Origin of the sequence: Citrobacter sp. MGH105 (genome assembly GCF_001037485.2) — a bacterium.
Classification (GTDB): Bacteria; Pseudomonadota; Gammaproteobacteria; order Enterobacterales; family Enterobacteriaceae; genus Citrobacter; species Citrobacter portucalensis.
In genome coordinates, this window is the sequence record NZ_CP073048.1 from 3,642,512 (window position 1) to 3,668,098 (window position 25,587).

Genomic DNA, 25,587 nt, shown 5'->3' on the forward strand with positions numbered 1-25,587 from the left:
AAACTGGATCTAAGACTACATGGCATTTGCCCCATTAATTGAACGCCAGCGCATTCGCCTGCTGCTGGCGTTATTATTCGGTGCCTGCGGGACACTGGCTTTCTCACCGTATGACATCTGGCCCGCTGCGATTGTTTCGCTGATGGGTCTGCAGGCTCTCACCTTCAACCGCCGTCCGCTCCAGTCTGCCGCTATCGGCTACTTCTGGGGACTGGGACTGTTTGGCTCAGGCATCAACTGGGTTTACGTCAGTATCGCGCAGTTTGGCGGTATGCCGGGCCCCGTTAACGTATTCCTCGTGGTTCTGCTTGCTGCTTACCTTTCCCTCTACACTGGCCTGTTTGCCGGCGTTTTGGCGCGTCTGTGGCCGAAAACTACCTGGATACGTGTAGCGATTGCCGCGCCGGTAGTCTGGCAAATCACTGAATTTCTACGCGGCTGGGTACTGACCGGTTTTCCGTGGTTGCAATTCGGCTACAGCCAGATCGACGGTCCGTTAAAAGGGCTGGCGCCGGTAATGGGCGTTGAGGCGATAAACTTCCTGCTGATGATGGTTAGCGGCCTGCTGGCACTTGCACTGGTAACGCGTAACTGGAAGCCGCTGGCTGCCACCGTGGTGCTTTTCGCTCTGCCCTTCCCGCTACGTTATATTCAGTGGTACACGCTGGAGCCGGAAAAAACCACCCAGGTCTCGATGGTGCAGGGTGACATCCCGCAGTCGCTCAAATGGGATGAAGGCCAGTTACTCAACACCCTGAAGATTTATCTCGACGCCACCCAGCCTGAGATGGGCAAATCACAGCTCATCATCTGGCCAGAATCCGCTATTCCGGACCTGGAAATTAACCAGCAGCGTTTTCTGAGTATGATGGATGACCTGCTGAAATCGAAAAACAGCACGCTGATTACCGGTATTGTAGACGCGCGTCTGAACAAGCAGAATCGTTACGACACCTACAACACCATCATCACACTGGGTAAAGACAGCCCATACAGCTACGACTCCAGCAACCGCTACAACAAAAACCATCTGGTACCGTTTGGCGAATTTGTCCCGCTGGAATCTATCCTGCGCCCGCTAGCGCCATTCTTTGATCTGCCAATGTCTTCGTTCAGCCGCGGTCCTTATGTACAGCCACAGTTGCATGCACACGGCTTTAAGCTGACCGCTGCCATCTGCTACGAAATCATTCTTGGCGAACAGGTACGGGATAACTTCCGCCCGGATACGGACTACCTGCTGACTATCTCTAACGATGCATGGTTTGGTAAATCTATTGGCCCGTGGCAGCACTTCCAGATGGCGCGTATGCGTTCCCTGGAGCTGGCGCGACCTCTGCTGCGTAGCACCAACAACGGTATTACGGCGGTGATTGGTCCACAGGGCGAAGTTCAGGCGATGATCCCGCAGTTTACCCGTCAGGTGCTGACCACCAGCGTGACGCCAACGACGGGCTTAACCCCTTATGCCCGTACCGGAAACTGGCCGCTCTGGCTGCTAACCGCGCTGTTTGGCTTTGGCGCAGTGGTAATGAGTCTGCGCCAACGTCGTAAGTAAAACAGCGCCCCATCAAATGCAGGCCGGATAAGGCGGTACGCCGCCATCCGGCAGTTGTGCAGCATCGTGCCTGATGGCGCTACGCTTATCAGGCCTACTTCCCCCCTCCAAAAGACCATTCTGGCACGTCTATTGCTTTGTTCTACAAGGCAAACGCTGTTTTGGCTGAATGTGCAACCTGGTCGCACCAAAGTTGAGCGCCGGTAGCACCTGAAAAGTGCAACAAGATATTTTTGCCCCCAAATGGTGCGGCGCACTTCGCAAAAATAAACAATAACACAGCAAATTCTTTACATTCATCCAAACTAAATGTTAACAAACACATACAAGACTGCACGTTTTAGTAGCAAACAATAACAACATCACAATGGGTATCAATGCGTCCCTGGCGCAGACGATAAAGGAGTTGGATATGCAATTACGTAAGCTCGCCACTGCCATGCTGGTCATGGGAATGTCCGCCGGTCTGGCGCACGCAGAAGACGCAGCACCAGCGGCAGGCAGCACGCTGGATAAGATCGCCAAAAATGGCGTGATCGTTGTCGGCCACCGTGAATCATCAGTACCGTTTTCTTACTACGATAATCAGCAAAAAGTGGTCGGTTATTCACAGGATTACTCCAACGCGATCGTTGACGCCGTGAAGAAAAAGCTGAACAAGCCTGATCTGCAGGTGAAACTGATCCCGATTACTTCACAAAACCGTATCCCGCTGCTGCAAAACGGCACCTTCGATTTTGAATGTGGATCCACCACCAACAACGTCGAGCGCCAAAAACAAGCCGCTTTCTCTGACACCATTTTCGTTGTCGGCACCCGTCTGCTGGCGAAAAAAGGCGGCGACGTCAAAGATTTCGCCGATCTGAAAGGTAAAGCCGTAGTCGTGACTTCGGGTACCACCTCCGAAGTTCTGCTGCACAAGCTGAATGAAGAACAAAAAATGGATATGCGCATCATCAGCGCGAAAGACCACGGTGACTCTTTCCGTACTCTGGAAAGCGGTCGCGCCGTTGCCTTTATGATGGATGACGCCCTGCTGGCTGGTGAGCGCGCGAAAGCGAAGAAACCAGACAACTGGGAGATCGTCGGCAAGCCACAGTCTCAGGAAGCCTACGGCTGTATGTTGCGCAAAGATGATCCTGAGTTCAAAAAGCTGATGGACGACATTATCGCCAAGGCGCAAACCTCAGGCGAAGCTGAGAAATGGTTTGATAAGTGGTTTAAAAATCCAATTCCGCCGAAGAACCTGAACATGAATTTCGAACTGTCAGACGAGATGAAAGCCCTGTTCAAAGAACCGAATGATAAAGCGCTTAACTAACTAAAATAAATGGGAGGCTTCCCCTCCCTCTCGATTGTTACTCGGCACGGACAGACTATAAGCCTGATGGTCGTTCCCCATCAGGCCTGAAAACCGCAAAACGCCGAATAACAATCTTCGAGGGTAGCGCTGCTACCCTTTTTTTTCTGGAGTAGATTTATGTCTATAGACTGGAACTGGGGTATTTTTTTACAACAAGCCCCGTTCGGCAACACCACCTATCTCGGCTGGCTCTGGAGTGGTTTCCAGGTCACTGTCGCGTTATCCATCACCGCATGGATTATCGCTTTCCTCATAGGCTCTTTATTCGGCATCTTACGTACCGTTCCAAATCGTTTCCTTTCTGGGATCGGCACGCTGTACGTTGAGCTGTTTCGTAACGTTCCGCTCATCGTCCAGTTTTTTACCTGGTATCTGGTTATTCCTGAACTGCTGCCGGAAAACATTGGGATGTGGTTCAAGGCTGAGTTGGATCCCAACATCCAGTTCTTCCTTTCATCGATGCTTTGTCTGGGGCTGTTTACCGCCGCGCGCGTCTGCGAACAGGTTCGCGCCGCTATTCAGTCTCTGCCTCGTGGGCAGAAAAACGCCGCACTGGCGATGGGGCTGACGTTGCCTCAGGCTTATCGTTATGTTCTGCTGCCAAACGCATACCGCGTGATTGTTCCGCCAATGACCTCAGAGATGATGAACCTGGTGAAGAACTCCGCGATCGCCTCCACCATCGGCCTGGTCGATATGGCGGCACAGGCGGGCAAACTGCTGGATTACTCCGCCCACGCATGGGAATCGTTTACCGCTATCACTCTGGCTTACGTCCTGATTAACGCCGTCATCATGCTGGTGATGAATCTCGTTGAACGTAAAATCCGCCTGCCTGGCAATTTGGGAGGCAAATAATGTACGAATTTGACTGGAGTTCTATCATCCCTTCCCTGCCGTATCTGCTGGACGGGCTGATGATCACGCTGAAAATCACCGTTACGGCGGTCGTCATTGGTATCGTATGGGGAACTATCCTGGCCGTCATGCGTCTGTCCAGCTTCGCGCCGATAGCCTGGTTTGCGAAAGGCTACGTCAACGTATTTCGTTCTATTCCGCTGGTCATGGTGCTGCTGTGGTTCTACCTGATTGTGCCCGGCTTCCTGCAAAACGTACTGGGTCTGTCGCCAAAAACCGATATTCGCCTGATCTCAGCAATGGTCGCGTTTTCGATGTTTGAAGCCGCGTACTATTCCGAGATTATCCGTGCCGGTATCCAGAGTATTTCTCGTGGGCAATCCAGCGCCGCGCTGGCGCTAGGGATGACCCACTGGCAGTCGATGAAGCTCATTATTCTGCCGCAGGCATTCCGCGCGATGGTACCGCTGCTGCTAACCCAGGGCATCGTACTCTTCCAGGATACCTCGCTGGTCTATGTATTAAGTCTGGCAGACTTCTTCCGTACCGCCTCCACCATTGGCGAGCGTGACGGCACACAGGTTGAAATGATCCTGTTTGCTGGCGCCGTTTATTTTGTATTCAGTCTGAGCGCATCGTTGTTGGTCAGCTATTTGAAGAAAAGGACAGTTTAATGATTACCCTGAAAAATGTTTCTAAATGGTATGGTCACTTTCAGGTGCTGACCGACTGCTCCACGGAAGTGAAAAAAGGGGAAGTGGTTGTGGTCTGCGGCCCGTCAGGTTCAGGTAAATCAACGCTTATCAAAACGGTGAACGGGCTGGAGCCGGTACAACAAGGCGTCATCACCGTTGATGGTACCGTGGTGAACGACAAAAAAACCGATCTGGCCAAACTGCGCTCTCGCGTTGGTATGGTGTTCCAGCACTTTGAACTGTTCCCCCACCTGTCGATCATTGAGAACCTGACTCTGGCGCAGGTAAAAGTGCTCAAGCGCGATAAAAAACCGGCCCGCGACAAAGCGCAAAAGTTACTGGAACGCGTTGGTCTATCAGCACATGCGGAGAAGTTTCCAGCTCAGCTCTCAGGGGGCCAGCAACAGCGTGTCGCTATCGCCCGGGCGCTGTGCATGGATCCTATCGCCATGCTGTTTGACGAACCGACGTCGGCGCTTGATCCTGAAATGATCAACGAAGTACTGGATGTTATGGTTGAACTGGCCAATGAAGGGATGACCATGATGGTGGTAACCCACGAAATGGGCTTTGCGCGTAAAGTGGCGAACCGGGTGATCTTCATGGATGAAGGGAAAATTGTTGAAGACTCACCGAAAGAAGAGTTTTTCGCTAATCCGAAATCGGACCGCGCCAAAGACTTCCTCGCGAAAATACTGCACTAATCTTGCTGGCGCGCATCTCCATGTGCGCGCCACCTCACGCTTTATCCCTTCGCCTCTCGAAACACATACAGCCCAGCGTTAACCTTGTCACAAAGTCCCACTTACAAGGAGCAACAATGGCACTTCCTATCCTGTTTGATTGCGATCCGGGTCATGACGACGCTATCGCAATTGTGCTCGCCCTCGCCTCACCAGAACTGGATGTGAAAGCGATAACCTCATCAGCCGGTAACCAGACACCTGACAAAACGCTGCGTAACGTGTTGCGCATGTTAACGTTGCTCAACCGTACGGATATCCCAGTGGCTGGTGGCGCAGTGAAACCACTGATGCGCGATCTGATTATCGCCGATAACGTTCACGGCGAGAGTGGGCTGGATGGCCCGGCGCTGCCGGAACCCGCTTTTGCGCCACAAGACTGTACCGCCGTGGAACTGATGGCGAAAACCCTGCGTGAAAGCCCGGAACCGATGACGATTGTCTCCACCGGGCCGCAAACTAACGTCGCATTGCTCCTGAATAGCCATCCTGAGCTGCACGCCAAAATCGCCCGTATCGTGATCATGGGTGGTGCGATGGGCCTCGGAAACTGGACGCCCGCCGCCGAGTTCAATATTTTCGTGGATCCTGAAGCCGCTGAAATCGTATTCCAGTCTGGCATTCCAGTGGTGATGGCTGGTCTGGACGTCACGCATAAAGCGCAAATACATCGCGAAGATACCGAACGATTCCGCGCTATCGGCAACCCTGTTTCGACGATCGTTGCTGAACTACTCGACTTCTTCTTTGAATATCACAAAGATGAAAAATGGGGATTCATCGGCGCGCCACTGCATGATCCATGCACCATTGCCTGGCTGCTGAAACCTGAACTGTTTACCACCGTTGAACGCTGGGTCGGCGTGGAAACTCAGGGTAAATATACCCAGGGAATGACCGTGGTGGATTACTACTTCCTGAGCGGCAATAAGCCAAACGCCACCGTAATGGTAGACGTGGATCGCGAAGGGTTTGTCGATTTGCTGGCAGAACGTTTAAGATATTACGCGTAAAACTGTAGGCCGGATAAGGCGCTTGCGCCACCATCCGGCATATTGCCTGATGGCGATGCTGGCGCATCTTATCAGCCCTACAAATAACTTCTGGCACGCCTAATCATCACGGCTCAAACGGTCGGCGCTGGAACTGATCGTGTCCGCATTTCGGACACAGCGGCAGCACATCCGGGGTGTAAACCGCTAAATGGAAGTGGCACTTCTCGCAGACCAGATTACCTAATCCGACCACCTCGCCGCTGTGATAAACCCCGTGATGACTGAGGTCCTGGAACACCTCGCGCCATTCGAGCTGGGTTTTATCTGTAATATCGGCCAGTTCCTGCCAGATACTCTCCTTGATAACCCGCATAAAGACGCTGTCTGTCTCCTCATCGAGACTTTCTTCATAGCTCAGAGCAAACTCTTCCAGGTCGCGTCTGACGGCCCGGGTGAGCTCTTCCACCTCGGTTCGCGTTAACTCCCCGGTCTGCATAACTCGTTGACGCGCCTGCTCCACCAACGCATCAATATCGCGTTCACCATTACGCAGACGTTCGCTCAGTGAAGCCACCAGTTCACGGTAATATTGAGCAACCTTGTTCATCGCTTCGCCTCCTGGGTCGTTAACTGTCTATAATAATAGACGTTATTTACGCTACGCTTTGCAAGACTGTCCACAGAGTGTGTAAATTCGTGCAAGAATTATCCTTGCGGGAATTCAACGCTGAATGCGCGAAAGGCTGTTTTGGCGCGGGCGTTTGGGCTATGCTATGCGGATCTGAAACACCACATCTAGAGCTACGTTTGTAGCTGTATTGAAAACAGGACCACTGGCTGCCATGCAAGAGCAATACCGCCCGGAAGAGATAGAATCCAAAGTACAGCTTCACTGGGATGAGAAGCGCACATTTGAAGTTACCGAAGACGAGAGCAAAGAGAAGTATTACTGCCTGTCTATGCTTCCCTATCCTTCTGGTCGACTACACATGGGCCACGTACGTAACTACACCATCGGTGACGTGATCGCCCGCTACCAGCGCATGCTGGGCAAAAACGTACTGCAGCCAATTGGCTGGGATGCGTTCGGTCTGCCTGCAGAAGGTGCTGCGGTTAAAAACAATACCGCGCCAGCACCGTGGACGTACGACAACATCGCATACATGAAAAACCAGCTCAAAATGCTGGGTTTCGGTTACGACTGGAGCCGTGAGCTGGCGACCTGCACCCCGGAATACTACCGTTGGGAACAGAAATTCTTCACCGAGCTGTACAAAAAAGGCCTGGTGTATAAGAAAACGTCTGCGGTCAACTGGTGCCCGAATGACCAGACCGTACTGGCGAACGAACAGGTTATCGACGGCTGCTGCTGGCGTTGCGATACCAAAGTCGAGCGTAAAGAGATCCCACAGTGGTTCATCAAAATCACCGCTTACGCTGACGAACTGCTGCGTGACCTGGATAACCTGGATCACTGGCCTGACACCGTGAAAACGATGCAGCGCAACTGGATTGGCCGTTCTGAAGGCGTGGAAATCACCTTCGATGTGAACGGTTACGACAACACGCTAACCGTTTACACCACCCGCCCGGACACCTTTATGGGTGCGACCTATCTGGCCGTTGCCGCAGGTCACCCGCTGGCGCAGAAAGCTGCTGCAAATAACCCAGAACTGGCCGCCTTCATTGACGAATGCCGCAACACCAAGGTTGCTGAAGCCGAAATGGCAACCATGGAGAAGAAAGGCGTCGACACGGGCTTTAAAGCCGTTCACCCGCTGACTGGCGAAGAAATCCCCGTTTGGGCAGCAAACTTCGTCCTGATGGAATACGGTACGGGCGCAGTCATGGCCGTTCCGGGCCACGATCAGCGCGATTACGAGTTTGCGACAAAATATGGCCTGACCATCAAGCCAGTAATTCTGACCGCTGAAGGCGCAGAGCCGGATCTGTCCGAACAAGCTCTGACCGAAAAAGGCGTGCTGTTTAACTCCGGTGAGTTTGACGGCCTCGACTTCGAAGCTGCCTTCAACGCCATTGCTGACAAGCTGGTAGCGAAAGGCGTGGGTGAGCGTAAAGTGAACTACCGTCTGCGTGACTGGGGTGTTTCCCGTCAGCGTTACTGGGGGGCGCCAATTCCGATGGTGACGTTGGAAGACGGTACCGTGCTGCCGACGCCAGAAGATCAGTTGCCGGTTATTCTGCCGGAAGACGTGGTTATGGACGGCATCACCAGCCCAATCAAAGCCGATCCGGAGTGGGCAAAAACCACCGTTAACGGCATGCCTGCGCTGCGCGAAACCGACACTTTCGATACCTTTATGGAATCCTCCTGGTACTACGCGCGCTACACCTGCCCGCAGTACAACGAAGGGATGCTGGATCCAGAAGCCGCAAACTACTGGCTGCCAGTTGATATCTACATTGGTGGTATTGAACACGCCATCATGCACCTGCTCTACTTCCGCTTCTTCCACAAGCTGATGCGCGATGCGGGCATGGTCAACTCTGACGAACCGGCCAAACAGCTGCTGTGCCAGGGTATGGTACTGGCTGATGCGTTCTATTACGTTGGTGCAAACGGCGAGCGTAACTGGGTTTCTCCGGTTGATGCCATCGTTGAGCGCGACGAAAAAGGTCGTATCGTCAAAGCTCAGGACGCAGAAGGCCATGAACTGGTCTATACCGGCATGAGCAAAATGTCCAAGTCGAAAAATAACGGTATCGACCCGCAGGTTATGGTTGAACGTTACGGTGCTGACACGGTACGTCTGTTCATGATGTTCGCTTCTCCGGCTGATATGACGCTGGAATGGCAGGAATCCGGCGTTGAAGGGGCGAACCGCTTCCTGAAACGTGTATGGAAGCTGGTTTACGAACATACTTCCAAAGGCGATGTAGCTGCCCTGAACGTTGATGCGTTGAGCGAAGACCAAAAAGCGCTGCGTCGCGACGTACATAAAACCATTGCTAAAGTTACCGATGATATCGGTCGTCGTCAGACCTTTAACACCGCAATTGCGGCGATTATGGAGCTGATGAACAAGCTGGCGAAAGCACCGCAGGAAGACGAACAAGACAGAGCCCTGATGCAGGAAGCGTTACTGGCCGTCGTTCGCATGCTGAACCCGTTCACCCCACATGTTTGTTTCACGATGTGGGAAGCACTGAAAGGCGAAGGCGATATCGACAACGCACCGTGGCCGGTGGCGGACGAAGCCGCAATGGTTGAAGACTCGACGCTGGTTGTAGTTCAGGTGAACGGTAAGGTCCGTGGCAAAATTACCGTTCCGGTAAATGCGACAGAAGAACAGGTTCGTGAACGTGCTGGCCAGGAGCATCTGGTGGCAAAATATCTTGATGGCGTTACCGTACGTAAAGTGATTTATGTACCGGGTAAACTCCTCAATCTGGTCGTTGGCTAAGCGCGGGAGGAAGCGTGCGACTTCTGACAACATTGTTGTTATCTCTGGCGGTGCTTGTCACCGCCGGGTGTGGCTGGCATCTGCGTAATACTACGCAGGTCCCACCCTCAATGAAAACCATGATCCTGAACTCTGGTGATCCGAACGGCCCATTAAGCCGCGCGGTTCGTAATCAGCTGCGTCTGAACGGCGTTACGCTGCTTGAAGACGGCTCAATGCGTAAAGATGTGACGTCCTTACGTCTTGGCGCGGTCAGCATTTCGCAGGATACGGCGTCGGTATTCCAGAACGGTCAAACGGCTGAATACCAGATGGTGATGTCCGTGAGTGCATCCGTGCTGATCCCAGGTCATGATATTTATCCAATCAGCGCCAAAGTTTATCGTTCGTTCTTTGACAACCCACAGGCTGCACTGGCGAAGGATAACGAGCAGGAGATGATCATCAAAGAGATGTATGACAAAGCGGCTGAACAGTTAATTCGTAAGCTGCCAAGCGTACATCTGGCCGATACTCTGTCATCCAATGCTGATGATGATGCTAAGCCAGCGGCGACAAAAGCCGCAGAGCCTGCATCATCTCCGGCGCGTGTTTCCACCACGCTGGGTAACTGATGCTCAAGTTGTACCCTGAACAACTCCGCGCACAGCTCAATGAAGGGCTGCGCGCGGCGTATTTGCTCTTAGGTAACGATCCTCTCTTATTGCAGGAAAGCCAGGACGCTATCCGTCAGGCAGCAGCAACGCAAGGATTCGAAGAACACCACGCTTTCACCCTGGACAACAGCACCGACTGGGGAGAGATTTTTTCACTCTGCCAGGCGATGAGCCTGTTTGCCAGCCGTCAAACCCTGTTCCTGCAGTTGCCAGAAAATGGCCCCAATGCCGCCATTAACGAACAGCTCGCTTCACTCGTCACACTGCTACATGACGACCTGCTGCTGATTGTTCGCGGCAACAAACTGACTAAAGCGCAGGAAAACGCCGCATGGTATTCCGGACTTGCCAATAATGCGGTGCAGGTAAGCTGCCAGACGCCGGAGCAAGCACAGCTTCCTCGTTGGGTCGCCGCCAGAGCGAAGCTTAACAATCTACAACTGGATGACGCAGCCAATCAGCTGTTGTGCTATTGCTATGAAGGTAATCTGTTAGCACTGGCGCAAGCGCTGGAACGGCTAGCATTGCTTTGGCCTGATGGCAAACTAACGCTGCCTCGCGTGGAGAAAGCCGTTAACGATGCCGCGCACTTTACCCCGTTCCATTGGGTGGATGCGCTGCTGATGGGCAAAAGCAAACGCGCGCTGCACATTCTGCAACAGTTACGTCTGGAAGGCAGTGAGCCGGTTATTTTGCTACGTACGATACAGCGTGAATTACTGCTGTTGGTCAACTTAAAACGGCAGTCAGCCCATACGCCTTTACGCACGTTGTTTGATAAACACCGGGTGTGGCAAAATCGCCGGGGTATGATGGGAGACGCGCTAAACCGGCTGAATCCTGCGCAGTTGCGTCAGGCGGTAACGCTGTTAACGCGTACGGAAATTACGCTTAAACAAGACTATGGTCAGTCAGTGTGGGCGGAACTTGAGGGGCTTTCCCTGTTACTCTGCCATAAATCGCTGGCCGATGTTTTTATTGATGGTTGATATGAAATCATTGCAGGCTCTGTTCGGTGGCACCTTTGATCCGGTGCATTATGGTCATCTTAAACCGGTTGAAATTCTGGCGAATCTGATTGGCCTTTCCCGGGTCATTATCATGCCCAATAACGTGCCGCCGCATCGTGCGCAACCCGAAGCGTCCGGCGAACAACGTCAACGCATGGTTGAACTGGCCATTGCCGATAAGCCGCTGTTCTCCCTTGATGAACGCGAACTGAAACGTGATACTGCCTCCTACACTGCGCAAACGCTCAAAGAGTGGCGCGAGGAGCAAGGACCGGACGTACCATTAGCGTTTATTATTGGCCAGGACTCACTGCTTACCTTTCCGTCCTGGCATGACTACCACACGATACTGGGTAACACCCACCTCATTGTCTGCCGACGTCCGGGCTATCCGCTCGAAATGGCGCAGGAAAAGCACCAGCAGTGGCTGGAGGATCATCTGACCCATTCGCCAGATGACCTGCACAACTTGCCTTGCGGGAAAATTTATCTGGCTGAAACGCCGTGGTTTAACATCTCCGCCACGCTCATCCGTGAGCGTCTGGAAAAAGGCGAGCCGTGCGACGACCTGATGCCAGCTGCAGTGCTTGACTATATCAATCAGCAGGGGTTGTACCGCTAAGCACCTTGCGTAAAGCCGCCAACAGGCGGTTATTCTCTTCCTGGCTGCGAACGGCTACCCGATAATAGCGCGCATCCAGCCCCGGATAATTAGTACAACTGCGAATCAAGACATGTTGTTCCAGCATTGCGCGTTGCAGATCAAAATCCGCCCGCTCGCAGCGCAATAAGCGATAATTTGCCCTGCCAGGATACACCGTCAGGCCGGGCAGTTCTTTCAACTGCCGATCAAACCTCGCGCCCTCTTGCTCCAGCCACTTCCACGTTGCCTGCTGATATGCGCTGTCGTGTAAAATAATCTCGCCTGCCAGTGCAGCAAATGCGTTAATTGACCACGGCATTTGTCGACGGCGCATCTGTGCCACAGCCTGTTCATTACGGTTGACCAGATACCCTAACCGCAGCCCCGGTATCGCATAGAACTTGGTGAGAGAGCGCAGCACCCAAATATGCGGGTTATCACGAAGCAGCGGAATAAACCCCGGCTCCCCGGCAATAAAATCGATAAACGCTTCATCAAGGATCAGATTGATCCCAAGCAACTCACAACGCGCGGCTATTTCCCGCAGCAGGCGGTTATCGGGCAGCAAGCCAGTGGGATTGTTGGGCGTACAGAGAAACAGGCAGCCCAGCTCTGAGGATAACGCATCGAGGATTGCATCGGTAAGCTGCCAGCCATCGTCTTCGCACAGCGCAAACTCATGGATCGTACAGTCTCCCCATTGCAGCGCCCGACGATATTCAGCAAACCCGGGCGTCACGATCATCGCATGACGTGGTTTAAGTCCTTGCACCAAAGTGAAAATCGACTCAGTCTCGCCGTTTCCGGCAAGTATCCATGAGGCAGGAATCTGATGATGCTCCGCCAGCGCCGCATGCAGTTTAGCGTAATCAACATCCGGGTAACGCTCCGCGCAGTCCAGGCTGTCGACGATCGCGCGTTTTAAACTTGCCGGCATACCCAGCGGATTAATATTCGCGCTAAAATCCAACAATTGTTCAGGCGAGATGCCCAACAGTTCGGCGGCTTCTCGGGTATTGCCACCATGCGCGCTCTTCAATAAAGACATCGTGCCGCTCCACGCAAAAAAAGGTATTTTAGTGAAAAATCTCTGCGCAATCAGGGCAAACATCATGTTTTGTGCGAATAACCTCAAGAGGAAAAAATGAGACTCTGGTTAGTACGTCATGGAGAAACTGAAGCCAATGTCGCTGGTTTATACAGCGGCCATGCCCCCACACCGCTAACGGAACGGGGTATCGCTCAGGCGCAAACACTGGGTACGCTGTTACGCCATGTGCCTGTCGACAACGTTCTGTGCAGCGAGTTGGAACGTGCCCGCCATACAACGCAGTTGATCTTAGGCGATCGTGAGGTCCCTGTGCGCAACATGCCTGAGCTCAATGAGATGTTTTTTGGTGACTGGGAAATGCGCCATCATCGCGATCTGGCGCGAGAAGACGCCGAAAACTACGCCGTGTGGTGTAACGACTGGCAGAATGCGACGCCAACCAATGGTGAAGGCTTTCAGGCGTTTTCCCAGCGCGTGGAACGCTTTATTGCTCAGCTCGCTGATTACAAAACGTGCCAAAACCTGCTGGTGGTGAGCCATCAGGGTGTTCTGAGCGTGTTGATCGCCCGTCTGCTGTCCATGCCGGCTGCAGCAATGTGGCATTTTCGCGTCGAACAAGGTTGCTGGAGCGCAATTGATTTTTGCGACAATTTTGCGGTTCTGAAAGTGCTCAACAGCCGGGCTGTATGGCACGACGGGGAGTGAACGCACTGTTTTTTCTGCCGAAGGGCTTCTCTCCCATTGACACCCCATGACAGGCTGTTATTCTCCGCAACCTGACTTTTCCCGCCCTTCAGAGCTTTGCAGAAATTGTTTTACAAAAATGGCGATGCATTCTGCGGCGTGGGGTGGGATGATAGCGCACTTCAAAAGCGCTTTCGGAGACATTTGTCCCGATATCGCCTCTGGTTCAGGTATACTAACAGACGTTTTTAACTCTTTTCACCCAGGGGGAACACTTGCAGGGTAAAGCACTTCAGGATTTTGTAATCGACAAAATTGATGACCTGAAAGGTCAAGACATCATCGCCTTAGACGTTCAGGGCAAATCCAGCATCACTGATTGCATGATTATCTGCACCGGCACGTCCAGCCGCCATGTAATGTCTATCGCAGACCACGTTGTTCAGGAGTCCCGCACTGCTGGTCTGCTGCCGCTCGGCGTAGAAGGCGAGAACGTTGCAGACTGGATCGTCGTTGACCTCGGTGATGTGATTGTCCACGTGATGCAGGAAGAAAGCCGTCGCCTGTATGAACTGGAAAAACTCTGGAGTTAATGCGTGAAGCTGCAACTTGTCGCTGTGGGTACGAAAATGCCTGACTGGGTGCAAACCGGGTTTACGGAGTATCTCCGTCGGTTTCCAAAAGATATGCCCTTTGAGCTGATCGAAATCCCGGCAGGAAAACGCGGCAAGAACGCGGATATTAAACGCATTCTCGACAAAGAGGGTGAGCAGATGCTGGCTGCCGCAGGCAAAAACCGCATCGTCACCCTTGATATCCCTGGTAAACCCTGGGACACGCCGCAGCTGGCGACTGAACTGGAACGCTGGAAACTGGACGGTCGTGACGTCAGTCTGTTGATTGGCGGGCCGGAAGGTCTCTCTTCTGCCTGTAAAGCGGCAGCGGAACAAAGCTGGTCACTCTCTGCGTTAACCCTTCCTCACCCTCTTGTTCGGGTTCTGGTCGCGGAGAGTCTGTACAGGGCGTGGAGCATCACCACCAACCATCCTTATCACCGTGAGTGATCATTGATTCTTGAGTAGATTAAGCAGCGGATGAAACTACAGAATTCTTTTCGCGACTATTCGGCTGAGTCCGCGCTGTTTGTGCGCCGGGCGCTGGTCGCTTTTTTGGGGATTTTGCTGCTCACCGGCGTGCTGATCGCCAACCTTTATAATCTGCAAATCGTTCGCTTTACTGATTATCAGACTCGCTCGAACGAAAACCGCATCAAACTGGTGCCTATCGCCCCCAGTCGCGGCATCATTTATGACCGTAACGGAATTCCGCTCGCCCTTAACCGCACCATTTATCAGATAGAAATGATGCCGGAAAAGGTCGACAACGTTCAGGATACCCTCGACGCGCTGCGTAACGTCGTAGACCTGACGGACGACGACATTGCCGCCTTTAAAAAAGAGCGCGCCCGTTCACACCGCTTCACCTCCATTCCGGTAAAAACTAACCTGAGTGAAGTTCAGGTGGCACGGTTCGCCGTTAATCAATATCGCTTTCCCGGCGTCGAAGTTAAAGGCTATAAACGCCGCTATTACCCCTACGGCTCTGCGCTGACCCACGTCATTGGCTACGTATCGAAGATCAACGATAAAGACGTGGACCGCCTGGACAAAGACGGCAAGCTGGCCAACTACGCGGCGACGCACGACATCGGTAAATTGGGTATTGAACGCTATTATGAAGACGTACTTCACGGCCAGACTGGTTATGAAGAAGTTGAAGTGAACAACCGTGGCCGCGTCATTCGCCAACTGAAAGAAGTGGCGCCGCAGGCCGGGCACGATATCTATCTCACCCTTGACCTGAAACTCCAGCAGTACATCGAAACGCTGCTGGCGGGCAGTCGTGCCGCGGTGGTAGTCACCGACCCGCGTACCGGTGGCGTTCTCGCACTGGTGTCCATGCCGAGCTACGACCCGAACCTGTTTGTCGATGGTATCTCGAGTAAAGATTACTCCGGGTTGCTCAATGACCCGAATACCCCATTGGTTAACCGCGCGACTCAGGGTGTCTACCCCCCTGCTTCGACGGTTAAACCTTACGTCGCGGTTTCTGCATTAAGTGCAGGCGTCATCACCCGCAATACTGGTCTGTTCGATCCGGGTTGGTGGCAATTACCGGGCTCTGAAAAACGTTACCGCGACTGGAAAAAATGGGGGCACGGCCATCTGAACATCACCCGTTCTCTGGAAGAGTCGGCGGATACGTTTTTCTATCAAATCGCCTATGATATGGGGATAGACCGCCTTTCAGAATGGATGAGCAAGTTTGGCTACGGCCAATATACGGGTATCGATCTTGCCGAAGAGCGCGCCGGAAACATGCCAACCCGCGAGTGGAAGCAAAAACGGTTTAAAAAGCCATGGTACCAGGGTGATACCATTCCGGTCGGCATCGGTCAGGGTTACTGGACGGCAACCCCTATCCAGATGAGTAAAGCGCTGATGATCCTTATCAACGACGGTTTGGTAAAAGTCCCGCATCTGCTGATGAGCACAGCAGAAAACGGCAAGCAAGTGCCGTGGATCCAGCCACACGAACCACCCGTTGGTGACATTCATTCCGGTTATTGGGAAATCGCAAAAGACGGCATGTACGGTGTAGCCAACCGTCCTAACGGTACTGCACACAAATATTTCGCTGGCGCACCTTACAAAATTGCGGCGAAATCCGGTACTGCACAGGTCTTTGGCCTGAAAGCCAATGAAACCTATAACGCACATAAGATCGCCGAGCGCTTACGTGACCACAAGCTGATGACGGCCTTCGCACCCTATGATAAGCCCCAGGTTGCTGTCGCCATAATCCTTGAAAACGGTGGCGCGGGCCCGGCTGTGGGTACCATTATGCGCCAGATACTTGACCACATTATGTTGGGCGACAATAACACCAATCTGCCTGCAGAAAACCCCGCGGTTGCAGCAGCGGAGGACCAATAATCGTGACGGATAATCCGAACAAAAAAACATTCTGGGACAAAATCCACATCGATCCCACGATGTTGCTTATTTTGCTGGCGCTGCTGGTTTACAGTTCTCTGGTCATCTGGAGCGCCAGCGGCCAGGATATTGGCATGATGGAGCGCAAGGTCGGTCAGATCGCGATGGGCCTGGTCATCATGGTGGTGATGGCGCAAATCCCGCCCAGGGTTTATGAGGGCTGGGCTCCCTATCTCTACATCTTTTGCATCATTTTGTTGGTGGCAGTAGATGCCTTCGGCGCTATCTCCAAAGGCGCGCAGCGCTGGCTGGATTTGGGGATTGTGCGTTTTCAGCCTTCCGAAATCGCCAAGATTGCCGTGCCGCTGATGGTCGCGCGCTTCATCAACCGTGATGTTTGCCCGCCATCGCTAAAAAATACCGCCATTGCGTTGGTGCTGATATTTATGCCCACCCTGCTGGTGGCCGCCCAGCCAGACCTCGGAACTTCAATTCTGGTCGCCCTTTCCGGTCTGTTTGTTCTGTTCCTTTCTGGTTTGAGCTGGCGTTTAATCGGTGTTGCGGTGGTCCTGGTTGCGGCGTTTATCCCGATACTGTGGTTCTTCCTGATGCATGATTATCAACGTCAGCGCGTCATGATGTTACTCGATCCGGAAACCGATCCGCTGGGTGCGGGTTATCACATCATTCAGTCTAAAATTGCTATTGGCTCCGGCGGTCTACGTGGTAAGGGCTGGCTACACGGTACGCAGTCGCAGCTTGAGTTTTTACCCGAACGCCATACAGATTTTATCTTCGCGGTATTAGCGGAAGAACTGGGTCTGGTAGGGATCTTAATTCTGCTGGCGCTGTACATTTTGCTGATTATGCGCGGATTATGGATCGCTGCCCACGCGCAAACCACCTTTGGTCGCGTCATGGCGGGTGGTTTAATGTTGATATTATTCGTTTATGTCTTCGTAAATATTGGTATGGTGAGCGGTATTCTGCCCGTGGTTGGCGTTCCTCTCCCACTGGTCAGTTACGGAGGCTCGGCACTTATCGTGCTGATGGCTGGGTTCGGGATTGTTATGTCGATCCATACCCATAGAAAAATGTTGTCGAAAAGCGTGTAAGGGGTACGCAATGCGTAAGCAGTGGCTTGGTATCTGCATCGCAGCAGGAATGCTCGCGGCGTGTTCGAGTGATGATGGTCAGCAACAGGGTGCTGTCGCGCCGCAGCCTGCGGTGTGTAATGGTCCGATTGTTGAAATCAGCGGGGCCGATCCGCGCTTTGAACCCCTGAACCCAACGGCGAATCAGGACTATCAGCGTGATGGTAAGAGCTACAAAATCGTCCAGGACCCTTCCCGCTTTAGCCAGGCAGGGCTTGCCGCTATCTATGATGCGGAACCCGGAAGCAACTTAACCGCGTCTGGTGAAGCGTTCGACCCGATGCAGTTAACCGCAGCGCATCCGACGCTGCCAGTCCCAAGCTATGCCAGAATAACTAACCTGGCTAATGGCAGGATGATTGTCGTGCGCATTAACGATCGCGGCCCTTATGGCAACGATCGCGTGATTTCACTTTCACGTGCAGCAGCCGACCGTCTGAATACCTCCAACAATACCAAAGTACGTATCGACCCGATCATCGTCGCCCAGGATGGTTCCTTGTCCGGGCCGGGAATGGCTTGTACCACGGTAGCGAAACAAACCTATGCCCTGCCCGCGCGTCCTGATTTAAGCGGCGGTGGCAATATGGGCAGCATGCCTGCGCCATCGGATGCGGGTCAGCCGCAAGGCGATATTCGTCCGATCAGCAATTCCACGTTGAAAAGCGATGATACAACCGGTGCGCCAGTGAACAGCAGTGGATTCCTCGGTGCGCCGACCACGCTCGCTGCAGGCGTGCTGGAAGGTAGCGAGCCGACTACGGCTCCGCAACCGACCACCACCGCACCGGTAACGCCAACCGCGCCAGCAGCAACACCAGCCGCCGTCGCTGCACCTGCGCCAGCGGCAGTAGCCAACGGACGCTACGTGGTTCAGGTTGGCGCAGTCAGCGAGCAGTCGCGTGCGCAGCAGTATCAAAAACGTTTAAGCCAGCAATTTGGCGTCCCAGGTCGGGTGGTACAAAACGGCGCAGTCTGGCGTATCCAGATGGGGCCGTTCGCCAGCAAAGCTGAAGCTTCCACATTGCAGCAGCGTCTTCAAGCCGAGGCGCAATTACAGTCCTTCATCACCGGCGTGTAATAACGTAAATCAGGTATCTGAACTGTCAGTTTCTGTAAATGACATTAACAAAGTCACGCGGAAAGTCAGATGCCTGCCCGTTTTGCATTTGCTATAGTAGGGCACTTTTTTTAATTTCATCACGGACGTCGTAGTTCAGACCATGAAGACCACTTTTTCCGCTCGTTTCGTGCAGCGTATGGCGCTCACCGCGGCTCTCTGCGCAGCTTCTCTCTCTGCTGCCCATGCCGATGACCTGAATATTAAAACCATGATCCCGGGTGTTCCGCAGATCGATGCGGAGTCATATATCCTGATTGATTACAATTCAGGCAAAGTTCTGGCAGAACAGAACGCTGACACTCGCCGCGACCCCGCCAGTCTGACCAAAATGATGACCAGCTACGTCATCGGCCAGGCGATGAAAGCCGGGAAATTCAAAGAAACCGATCTGGTCACCGTCGGCAATGACGCCTGGGCTACAGGTAACCCGGTCTTTAAAGGTTCATCGTTGATGTTCCTGAAGCCAGGAATGCAGGTTCCTGTTTCTCAGCTTATCCGTGGTATCAACCTGCAATCCGGGAATGACGCGTGCGTGGCAATGGCGGACTTCGCAGCCGGTAGCCAGGATGCTTTCGTCGGTCTGATGAACAGCTATGTGAACGCGCTGGGCCTGAAAAACACCCACTTCCAGACCGTTCATGGTCTCGATGCTGACGGTCAGTACAGCTCGGCTCGCGACATGGCGATGATTGGTCAGGCGCTGATTCGCGACGTGCCTAACGAATACTCTATCTATAAAGAAAAAGAGTTCACCTTTAACGGCATCCGTCAGTTAAACCGTAACGGCCTGCTGTGGGATAACAGCCTGAATGTCGACGGTATCAAAACCGGTCATACCGACAAGGCTGGCTATAACCTCGTTGCATCCGCAACCGAAGGCCAGATGCGTCTGATCTCCGCCGTCATGGGTGGCCGCACCTATAAAGGTCGCGAAACCGAAAGTAAAAAACTGCTGACCTGGGGCTTCCGTTTCTTTGAAACCGTGAACCCACTGAAAGTCGGTAAAGAGTTTGCTTCTGAGCCCGCCTGGTTTGGTAACACCGATCGTGCATCGTTAGGCGTAGATAAAGATGTCTACCTGACTATTCCGCGCGGCCGCATGAAAGATCTGAAAGCAAGCTATGTGCTGAACACCACGGAACTGCACGCACCGCTGCAGAAAAACCAGGTTGTCGGCACCATCAACTTCCAGCTGGATGGCAAAACCATTGAGCAGCGCCCGCTGGTAGTCCTGCAGGAAATCCCTGAAGGCAACTTCTTTGGGAAAATCATTGATTACATTAAATTAATGTTCCATCACTGGTTTGGCTAAAAATCGAACACTTGAAAGTGTGATTTACGTCCCCATATACTAGGTATCCAGATAACTCCCACGCGCTGTGGGAGTTATTATTTATTGATGTAACGCCGGAGCTGACATGAAAACCAAACTTAACGAACTGCTTGAATTCCCTACTCCATTTACTTACAAAGTAATGGGGCAGGCGTTGCCTGAGCTGGTTGATCAGGTGGTTGAAGTGGTACAGCGCCATGCGCCAGGTGATTACTCTCCGACGGTAAAACCGAGCAGCAAAGGCAACTACCACTCGGTCTCAATCACTATTACTGCTACACACATTGAGCAGGTTGAAACGCTGTACGAAGAATTAGGCAATATCGATATCGTACGCATGGTACTGTAAAAACCTGTTGGTTACCCGCTGCATCCCCGCTCGGGTAACCCCTCCCCCTGTGATATACTTTTCCCCCTCTTTTATATTCTCTACTCTATGTGAGTATCTACGGAGATGCCGTTTTGTATCAGGATAAAATTCTTGTCCGCCAGCTCGGTCTTCAACCTTACGAGCCAGTTTCTCTGGCCATGCACGAATTCACCGATACCCGCGATGAAAACAGTTATGACGAAATCTGGCTGGTAGAGCATTATCCTGTTTTTACCCAGGGTCAGGCAGGTAAAGCAGAGCACGTACTGATGCCAGGAGATATTCCGGTGATCCAGAGCGATCGTGGCGGTCAGGTGACTTATCACGGGCCGGGCCAGCAGGTCATGTATGTGCTGTTGAACCTGAAGCGTCGTAAACTTGGCGTTCGCGAACTGGTTACGCTGCTGGAGCAAACCGTTGTGAATACCCTTGCGGAAATCGGTATTGACGCCCACCCGCGAGCCGATGCGCCTGGCGTATACGTTGGAGAGAAGAAAATCTGCTCTTTGGGGTTACGTATTCGTAAAGGTTGTTCATTTCACGGCTTAGCGCTCAATGTGGATATGGACTTGTCGCCTTTCCTGCGTATCAATCCTTGTGGTTATGCCGGAATGGAAATGGCGAAGGTATCGCAGTGGGATAGCACCGCCACGGCCGAGAGCATTCGCCCAAGGCTGCTGGCCAACATTCTGGTGCTGTTGGGTAACCCACCGCACGAGTACATCGCGGACTGAAAATACGCGCATACTTTGCCACGGCATATGTTGTGGCAAATGGCACAAAACAACAACTATTTTACATTTTGCCAGCCTGTCAGGCTGCTTTCTGGCCCGTTTCAATGATATACTGCGTATCACTAATTCAAAAATAGTTGATAAATGCAACATTCCCTTGAATTGAAACGCTTTCCTTCGTAATTCGCAACTGGAACACGCAAGCTATGAGTAAACCCATTGTGATGGAACGCGGTGTTAAATACCGCGATGCCGATAAGATGGCTCTTATCCCGGTAAAAAATGTGGCAACAGAGCGTGAAGCCCTGCTGCGTAAACCGGAATGGATGAAAATAAAACTGCCAGCGGACTCCACTCGCATCCAGGGCATCAAAGCGGCAATGCGCAAAAATGGCCTGCACTCTGTCTGCGAAGAAGCTTCCTGCCCTAACCTGGCTGAATGTTTCAATCACGGAACTGCAACCTTTATGATCCTCGGCGCAATCTGTACCCGCCGTTGCCCATTCTGTGACGTTGCCCATGGCCGTCCGGTTGCTCCTGATGCTAACGAGCCGTTAAAACTTGCTCAGACGATTGCTGACATGGCGCTGCGCTATGTCGTCATTACCTCCGTTGACCGCGACGATCTGCGTGACGGCGGTGCTCAGCACTTTGCTGACTGCATCACCGCTATTCGTGAGAAAAGCCCGTCGATTAAAATCGAAACGCTGGTGCCTGACTTCCGTGGTCGTATGGATCGCGCGCTGGATATTCTCACCGCCACTCCGCCGGATGTGTTTAACCACAACCTCGAAAACGTACCACGTATTTATCGCAATGTACGCCCCGGGGCTGACTACAACTGGTCACTGAAGCTTCTGGAACGTTTCAAGGAAGCGCACCCGGAGATTCCGACTAAATCAGGTCTGATGGTCGGTCTGGGCGAAACCAATGCGGAAATCATTGAGGTCATGCGTGACCTGCGCAGTCATGGTGTAACCATGTTGACGCTGGGGCAGTATTTACAGCCAAGCCGCCATCACCTGCCGGTTCAACGCTATGTGAGCCCGGATGAGTTCGATGAGATGAAAGCCGAAGCTATGGCAATGGGCTTTACCCATGCAGCCTGCGGTCCATTCGTTCGCTCTTCTTACCATGCTGACATGCAGGCCAAAGGGCTGGAAGTGAAGTAATCGTGTAATACTCACTTACATATCAGCAATAAAAAAACCGGCAAATTGCCGGTTTTTTTTCATGCAGAGTATGCAGTATGAGCATCATGCTCCTGACATTACTCTTTATGAGAAAGCTTCTCAGCCTGAACGCTACCATCAGCATCTTTCTTAGCATCGGCATTATCGTCGTTCATTGCTTTCTTGAAGCCCTTGATTGCCGTTCCCAGGTCTCCACCCAGTGTACGTAACTTCTTGGTACCAAACAGCAGAACAACCAGTGCGGCAACCACCAGCAGTTTGGTAATACTAATCTCACCCATAGATACCTTCTTGACTTAAACCAGGCTGCATAAAGCGCCATATTAACCTGAGAATATTAACGGCCTTTCGACGCGCGCACACAATAGCAATCTGTAACAAGGTGAATCAAGCCTTGTTTAAAAAAACGTCATAATAATTGCGGTGGCGCAAAGCGTCGGTTACTTAACACCGGGAGTTGTGCCCTAACCTGCCTCACCCGCTCGGCGGAAACCTCGGCCATAATTAGCGCGGGCGTTTCTGCCGCAGCAGCAATGGTCACACCAAAGGGGTCGATGACCCTGCTTTGGCCTATATTCTTGTTACCGCACTCTCCCGCCGCAATCAGGTAACACGTCGCATCTAACGCTCTTGCCGCCAAAAGCGTAGCCCAGTGATGCTCTTTAAGCGATCCCCGAACCCAGGCTGCGGGTAAGACAAGAATTTCCGCTCCCTGCAATGCGTGCACCAGCGCCAGCTCAGGAAAGCGCAGATCATAACAGGTCATTAACCCTACTTTTAACCCGTCTACGTCCAGCAGCGGCGCTATGGCGTCCCCTGCATCAACATTACGTGACTCCTGAATCGAAAAGGCATCATAGAGATGTAATTTAGCGTAATGGGCCACGACCTGACCTGCCCGTAGCGCCACCAGCATGTTAAACGCCCGGCCTGGCACAGAAGGAACATGAATCGTCAGGATTGTCGTCATCTCGTTTTGCGCGCTTTCTCGCAGCAAGCGCGTCAAAAATCCGCCCTCCAGCAGTTGAGCTGATTTCACTGACAGGTCTGGGTCCAGATCGTCACGGGCCAGAAGCGCCTCCGGTAATACCAGCAGCGACGCCCCCTCTCCTGCAGCCTGTGACATCAATAAGACGCAGGTTTCTGCATTTTTTTCCCATGAAGGTCCCACGGCAAATTGCCCTGCTGCAACGAACATATTCCCTCCAGAAAACGTTGTTAGGCTCGCCAACCACGATTATTCAGAGTTACACTCATCCTATATACAATCAAATAGCAGGATTATGCAGTGTTACAACTCCTTTTAGCGGTTTTTATCGGTGGTGGTACAGGTAGTGTAGCAAGATGGATGTTGAGCATGAGGTTTAACCCGCTACATCAGGCCATCCCATTCGGCACGCTGGCTGCAAACTTACTTGGCGCATTTATCATTGGTATGGGTCTGGCATGGTTTAATCGCATGACAAACATTGATCCAATGTGGAAGGTACTGATTACCACTGGCTTTTGCGGGGGACTGACAACGTTTTCCACTTTCTCAGCTGAGGTGGTGTTTTTGCTACAGGAAGGACGCTTTGGTTGGGCTATGGTGAATGTACTGGTTAATCTGTTGGGATCATTTGCGATGACCGCCCTGGCATTCTGGCTGGTTTCGGCCTCTCCCGCGCACTGAAGCGAAAAAAAACCCGCAATTAAGCGGGTTTTGAATGCTTGCTGTCGTATGCTTACAGAGCGATTACGTTTGCAGCAGAAGGGCCTTTGGCACCGTTAGTGATTTCGAACTCTACACGCTGACCTTCAGCCAGAGTTTTAAAACCATTGGTCTGGATTGCAGAGAAGTGTACGAACACGTCTTTGCTGCCATCTTCCGGAGTAATGAAACCGAATCCTTTGGACTCATTAAACCACTTAACGTTACCTTTAATCTTAGACATCAAAATTACCTTTACATGAAAAATAGACACAAATGCTGTGTCGGGTATCAGTACAACAATTGTGGTGGACTTTGTCCAGTCGAACTTTATCAAAAAGTGATAAATGTCGCGTTATTTTTCAGTTAAAGTTAATATCGCACTGTTTTTAAAAGACTTTTTAATAATCCACCTGACAATACAGGTAGCCCATCAAAACTGGAAACGCATCCATGCAAAGTAGACGTTACCGTTGTTGTACGTTCCCGGAATGTAGGTCATCTGGAACGTTGCCGGACCATACCCTATCGATGCCAGCGGTAACAGCACGGGTACCGGAATGTAGTTCCAGTTATCGCGCGCGGTAAAACCAGCGGTAAAACCGAGACCTGTGTGGAAATTTTCATCTGCCAGCGGTCGCCAGGTTTTTTCCCAGCCATAACCACCAATGGGTTCCCATTTATTGTAGGAATCCTTAAAGGCCATTATATAAAGCCCGTGCCAGTTACCTTTATCATCCCAACGGGATTGACCAAAGCCCGCCCCCCATGGGCGTTCATTGTAGCGATCCGTTTTTTCTTTATCATAAGCAAAACGAGCATGCCAGGTAATAGCCGGCACGTACAGATCATAATGTTCTGGCTGCTGCCAGGTTTCACTGACATTGTCTTTAAAAGTAGCAAACCAACCTTTATCTTCAGCAGCGCCCTGGGGAATGAAAGCTAACTGAATAAAAAGAAATGAAAAAATGAGAAAATATCGTTTAGCGACAATCACAACTTAATTACCATCCTGGGATTTATTATTAATTGTAGCAAACCCAACCTTAATGTTAGCTTAACAAAAATGCGCAGCTAAAAAATCAGAATAATCCTCAGCCTATAATTTTTAAGATAATTATCCATGAGTTTATTGAGCCATCTAATAGGAACTATTTTCTCTTTATTGCCAATAAATTGTTCTTTCCTGCGAAAAAAGTTAAATAGCATCACAATAAATTAACAATTGATGTTCATCATCGCCACAACACACACACATCAGCGCTGCACTTCACAGTTTCTTATTGTGAGATTCTTTTTTTAACCACGATGCT

27 protein-coding genes are annotated in these 25,587 nt (G+C 52.0%); 21 read left to right on the top strand and 6 right to left on the bottom strand.

Annotation, left to right across the window (positions count from 1 at the left end; translation table 11 throughout):
- The first annotated feature begins 19 nt into the window (after window positions 1-19).
- From lnt to rihA, 6 genes are all read left to right on the top strand, one after another.
- Complete coding sequence (gene lnt / locus SK35_RS17700; RefSeq protein WP_048214689.1) at window positions 20-1,558, top strand: apolipoprotein N-acyltransferase; 1,539 nt, start codon at window positions 20-22, stop codon at window positions 1,556-1,558.
- Window positions 1,559-1,970: 412 nt separating this feature from the next.
- Window positions 1,971-2,879 carry an amino acid ABC transporter substrate-binding protein gene (locus SK35_RS17705; protein WP_048214690.1) on the top strand — a complete coding sequence of 303 codons (909 nt, stop codon included), beginning with the start codon at window positions 1,971-1,973 and terminating at the stop codon, window positions 2,877-2,879.
- 159 nt (window positions 2,880-3,038) lie between these two features.
- The gene (gene gltJ, locus SK35_RS17710) at window positions 3,039-3,779 is read left to right on the top strand and encodes a glutamate/aspartate ABC transporter permease GltJ (RefSeq protein WP_003831316.1); all 741 of its coding nucleotides are present in this window, start codon (window positions 3,039-3,041) and stop codon (window positions 3,777-3,779) included.
- Window positions 3,779-4,453, top strand: a complete 675-nt coding sequence (gene gltK / locus SK35_RS17715) for a glutamate/aspartate ABC transporter permease GltK (RefSeq protein ID WP_048214691.1) — start codon at window positions 3,779-3,781, stop codon at window positions 4,451-4,453. Before gltJ ends, gltK begins: the two co-directional genes overlap by 1 nt.
- A complete protein-coding gene (gene gltL / locus SK35_RS17720; RefSeq protein ID WP_003022754.1) occupies window positions 4,453-5,178 on the top strand; it encodes a glutamate/aspartate ABC transporter ATP-binding protein GltL in 726 nt (241 codons plus the stop codon). The genes gltK and gltL overlap by 1 nt, the downstream gene beginning before the upstream one ends.
- A 116-nt stretch (window positions 5,179-5,294) precedes the next feature.
- A complete protein-coding gene (gene rihA / locus SK35_RS17725; RefSeq protein WP_048214692.1) occupies window positions 5,295-6,230 on the top strand; it encodes a pyrimidine-specific ribonucleoside hydrolase RihA in 936 nt (311 codons plus the stop codon).
- A 106-nt stretch (window positions 6,231-6,336) separates the two neighbouring features.
- Here rihA and SK35_RS17730 read toward each other — a convergent pair whose 3' ends face one another.
- Entirely contained in the window at window positions 6,337-6,819 is a 483-nt protein-coding gene (locus SK35_RS17730) for a zinc ribbon-containing protein (RefSeq protein ID WP_003022748.1), read from the bottom strand.
- Window positions 6,820-7,054: 235 nt separating this feature from the next.
- On the opposite strand from SK35_RS17730, the gene leuS reads away from it, so the two are divergent.
- Genes leuS through nadD form a run of 4 tightly spaced genes read left to right on the top strand, consistent with a single transcriptional unit; the run spans window position 7,055 to window position 11,925 of the window.
- On the top strand, window positions 7,055-9,637 hold the full coding sequence (gene leuS, locus SK35_RS17735) for a leucine--tRNA ligase (protein ID WP_095533124.1): 2,583 nt from the start codon (window positions 7,055-7,057) through the stop codon (window positions 9,635-9,637).
- Between the two features lie 14 nt (window positions 9,638-9,651).
- Window positions 9,652-10,251: an LPS assembly lipoprotein LptE gene (gene lptE, locus SK35_RS17740; protein WP_048214693.1), complete on the top strand. Its 600-nt coding sequence runs from the start codon at window positions 9,652-9,654 to the stop codon at window positions 10,249-10,251.
- Window positions 10,251-11,282 (top strand): DNA polymerase III subunit delta, encoded by a 1,032-nt coding sequence (gene holA / locus SK35_RS17745; RefSeq protein WP_048214694.1) that lies wholly within the window; start codon window positions 10,251-10,253, stop codon window positions 11,280-11,282. Before lptE ends, holA begins: the two co-directional genes overlap by 1 nt.
- A 1-nt stretch (window position 11,283) precedes the next feature.
- Complete coding sequence (nadD, locus tag SK35_RS17750; RefSeq protein ID WP_103015104.1) at window positions 11,284-11,925, top strand: nicotinate-nucleotide adenylyltransferase; 642 nt, start codon at window positions 11,284-11,286, stop codon at window positions 11,923-11,925.
- Here the strand turns inward: nadD and cobD are convergent.
- On the bottom strand, window positions 11,900-12,994 hold the full coding sequence (gene cobD, locus SK35_RS17755; protein ID WP_048216343.1) for a threonine-phosphate decarboxylase CobD: 1,095 nt from the start codon (window positions 12,992-12,994) through the stop codon (window positions 11,900-11,902). The genes nadD and cobD overlap by 26 nt on opposite strands.
- Before the next feature lie 96 nt (window positions 12,995-13,090).
- Here cobD and SK35_RS17760 point away from each other — a divergent pair, with 96 nt between their 5' ends.
- The 10 genes from SK35_RS17760 (at window position 13,091) to lipA (ending at window position 22,563) form a co-directional block, all read left to right on the top strand.
- Complete coding sequence (locus SK35_RS17760; protein ID WP_032942684.1) at window positions 13,091-13,702, top strand: adenosylcobalamin/alpha-ribazole phosphatase; 612 nt, start codon at window positions 13,091-13,093, stop codon at window positions 13,700-13,702.
- A 254-nt stretch (window positions 13,703-13,956) separates the two neighbouring features.
- Entirely contained in the window at window positions 13,957-14,274 is a 318-nt protein-coding gene (gene rsfS, locus SK35_RS17765; RefSeq protein ID WP_003022728.1) for a ribosome silencing factor, read from the top strand.
- 3 nt (window positions 14,275-14,277) lie between these two features.
- Entirely contained in the window at window positions 14,278-14,745 is a 468-nt protein-coding gene (gene rlmH / locus SK35_RS17770) for a 23S rRNA (pseudouridine(1915)-N(3))-methyltransferase RlmH (protein WP_048214695.1), read from the top strand.
- Between the two features lie 30 nt (window positions 14,746-14,775).
- Window positions 14,776-16,677, top strand: a complete 1,902-nt coding sequence (gene mrdA / locus SK35_RS17775; protein ID WP_003831292.1) for a peptidoglycan DD-transpeptidase MrdA — start codon at window positions 14,776-14,778, stop codon at window positions 16,675-16,677.
- Window positions 16,678-16,679: 2 nt separating this feature from the next.
- A complete protein-coding gene (gene mrdB / locus SK35_RS17780) occupies window positions 16,680-17,792 on the top strand; it encodes a peptidoglycan glycosyltransferase MrdB (RefSeq protein ID WP_003022718.1) in 1,113 nt (370 codons plus the stop codon).
- Window positions 17,793-17,802: 10 nt separating this feature from the next.
- The gene (gene rlpA / locus SK35_RS17785) at window positions 17,803-18,912 is read left to right on the top strand and encodes an endolytic peptidoglycan transglycosylase RlpA (protein WP_048214696.1); all 1,110 of its coding nucleotides are present in this window, start codon (window positions 17,803-17,805) and stop codon (window positions 18,910-18,912) included.
- A gap of 142 nt (window positions 18,913-19,054) precedes the next feature.
- Entirely contained in the window at window positions 19,055-20,266 is a 1,212-nt protein-coding gene (dacA, locus tag SK35_RS17790; protein WP_003022711.1) for a D-alanyl-D-alanine carboxypeptidase DacA, read from the top strand.
- A 106-nt stretch (window positions 20,267-20,372) separates the two neighbouring features.
- On the top strand, window positions 20,373-20,636 hold the full coding sequence (ybeD, locus tag SK35_RS17795; RefSeq protein WP_003022706.1) for a DUF493 family protein YbeD: 264 nt from the start codon (window positions 20,373-20,375) through the stop codon (window positions 20,634-20,636).
- A gap of 113 nt (window positions 20,637-20,749) precedes the next feature.
- Entirely contained in the window at window positions 20,750-21,391 is a 642-nt protein-coding gene (gene lipB, locus SK35_RS17800) for a lipoyl(octanoyl) transferase LipB (protein WP_048214697.1), read from the top strand.
- Window positions 21,392-21,597: 206 nt separating this feature from the next.
- The gene (lipA, locus tag SK35_RS17805) at window positions 21,598-22,563 is read left to right on the top strand and encodes a lipoyl synthase (RefSeq protein ID WP_003022702.1); all 966 of its coding nucleotides are present in this window, start codon (window positions 21,598-21,600) and stop codon (window positions 22,561-22,563) included.
- 98 nt (window positions 22,564-22,661) lie between these two features.
- On the opposite strand, the gene tatE is transcribed toward lipA, so the two are convergent.
- Window positions 22,662-22,865: a twin-arginine translocase subunit TatE gene (gene tatE / locus SK35_RS17810; RefSeq protein WP_003022699.1), complete on the bottom strand. Its 204-nt coding sequence runs from the start codon at window positions 22,863-22,865 to the stop codon at window positions 22,662-22,664.
- Window positions 22,866-22,993: 128 nt separating this feature from the next.
- On the bottom strand, window positions 22,994-23,782 hold the full coding sequence (locus SK35_RS17815) for a deaminated glutathione amidase (protein WP_048214698.1): 789 nt from the start codon (window positions 23,780-23,782) through the stop codon (window positions 22,994-22,996).
- Between the two features lie 90 nt (window positions 23,783-23,872).
- Here SK35_RS17815 and crcB point away from each other — a divergent pair, with 90 nt between their 5' ends.
- Window positions 23,873-24,256 (top strand): fluoride efflux transporter CrcB, encoded by a 384-nt coding sequence (gene crcB / locus SK35_RS17820; protein ID WP_003831281.1) that lies wholly within the window; start codon window positions 23,873-23,875, stop codon window positions 24,254-24,256.
- Between the two features lie 52 nt (window positions 24,257-24,308).
- Here crcB and cspE read toward each other — a convergent pair whose 3' ends face one another.
- Window positions 24,309-24,518, bottom strand: coding sequence for a transcription antiterminator/RNA stability regulator CspE (gene cspE / locus SK35_RS17825; RefSeq protein ID WP_000034825.1), 210 nt, complete (start codon window positions 24,516-24,518; stop codon window positions 24,309-24,311).
- Window positions 24,519-24,707: 189 nt separating this feature from the next.
- Window positions 24,708-25,271: a lipid IV(A) palmitoyltransferase PagP gene (pagP, locus tag SK35_RS17830; RefSeq protein WP_003831280.1), complete on the bottom strand. Its 564-nt coding sequence runs from the start codon at window positions 25,269-25,271 to the stop codon at window positions 24,708-24,710.
- Window positions 25,272-25,587 lie beyond the last annotated feature (316 nt).

What these genes read in the sequence shown, in the direction of transcription:
- lnt (WP_048214689.1), top strand. Translation starts at nt 20, where the DNA reads ATGGCATTTGCCCCATTAATTGAACGCCAGCGCATTCGCCTGCTGCTG.
- SK35_RS17705 (WP_048214690.1), top strand. Translation starts at nt 1,971, where the DNA reads ATGCAATTACGTAAGCTCGCCACTGCCATGCTGGTCATGGGAATGTCC.
- gltJ (WP_003831316.1), top strand. Translation starts at nt 3,039, where the DNA reads ATGTCTATAGACTGGAACTGGGGTATTTTTTTACAACAAGCCCCGTTC.
- gltK (WP_048214691.1), top strand. Translation starts at nt 3,779, where the DNA reads ATGTACGAATTTGACTGGAGTTCTATCATCCCTTCCCTGCCGTATCTG.
- gltL (WP_003022754.1), top strand. Translation starts at nt 4,453, where the DNA reads ATGATTACCCTGAAAAATGTTTCTAAATGGTATGGTCACTTTCAGGTG.
- rihA (WP_048214692.1), top strand. Translation starts at nt 5,295, where the DNA reads ATGGCACTTCCTATCCTGTTTGATTGCGATCCGGGTCATGACGACGCT.
- SK35_RS17730 (WP_003022748.1), bottom strand. Translation starts at nt 6,819, where the DNA reads ATGAACAAGGTTGCTCAATATTACCGTGAACTGGTGGCTTCACTGAGC.
- leuS (WP_095533124.1), top strand. Translation starts at nt 7,055, where the DNA reads ATGCAAGAGCAATACCGCCCGGAAGAGATAGAATCCAAAGTACAGCTT.
- holA (WP_048214694.1), top strand. Translation starts at nt 10,251, where the DNA reads ATGCTCAAGTTGTACCCTGAACAACTCCGCGCACAGCTCAATGAAGGG.
- nadD (WP_103015104.1), top strand. Translation starts at nt 11,284, where the DNA reads ATGAAATCATTGCAGGCTCTGTTCGGTGGCACCTTTGATCCGGTGCAT.
- cobD (WP_048216343.1), bottom strand. Translation starts at nt 12,994, where the DNA reads ATGTCTTTATTGAAGAGCGCGCATGGTGGCAATACCCGAGAAGCCGCC.
- SK35_RS17760 (WP_032942684.1), top strand. Translation starts at nt 13,091, where the DNA reads ATGAGACTCTGGTTAGTACGTCATGGAGAAACTGAAGCCAATGTCGCT.
- mrdA (WP_003831292.1), top strand. Translation starts at nt 14,776, where the DNA reads ATGAAACTACAGAATTCTTTTCGCGACTATTCGGCTGAGTCCGCGCTG.
- rlpA (WP_048214696.1), top strand. Translation starts at nt 17,803, where the DNA reads ATGCGTAAGCAGTGGCTTGGTATCTGCATCGCAGCAGGAATGCTCGCG.
- dacA (WP_003022711.1), top strand. Translation starts at nt 19,055, where the DNA reads ATGAAGACCACTTTTTCCGCTCGTTTCGTGCAGCGTATGGCGCTCACC.
- ybeD (WP_003022706.1), top strand. Translation starts at nt 20,373, where the DNA reads ATGAAAACCAAACTTAACGAACTGCTTGAATTCCCTACTCCATTTACT.
- lipA (WP_003022702.1), top strand. Translation starts at nt 21,598, where the DNA reads ATGAGTAAACCCATTGTGATGGAACGCGGTGTTAAATACCGCGATGCC.
- tatE (WP_003022699.1), bottom strand. Translation starts at nt 22,865, where the DNA reads ATGGGTGAGATTAGTATTACCAAACTGCTGGTGGTTGCCGCACTGGTT.
- SK35_RS17815 (WP_048214698.1), bottom strand. Translation starts at nt 23,782, where the DNA reads ATGTTCGTTGCAGCAGGGCAATTTGCCGTGGGACCTTCATGGGAAAAA.
- cspE (WP_000034825.1), bottom strand. Translation starts at nt 24,518, where the DNA reads ATGTCTAAGATTAAAGGTAACGTTAAGTGGTTTAATGAGTCCAAAGGA.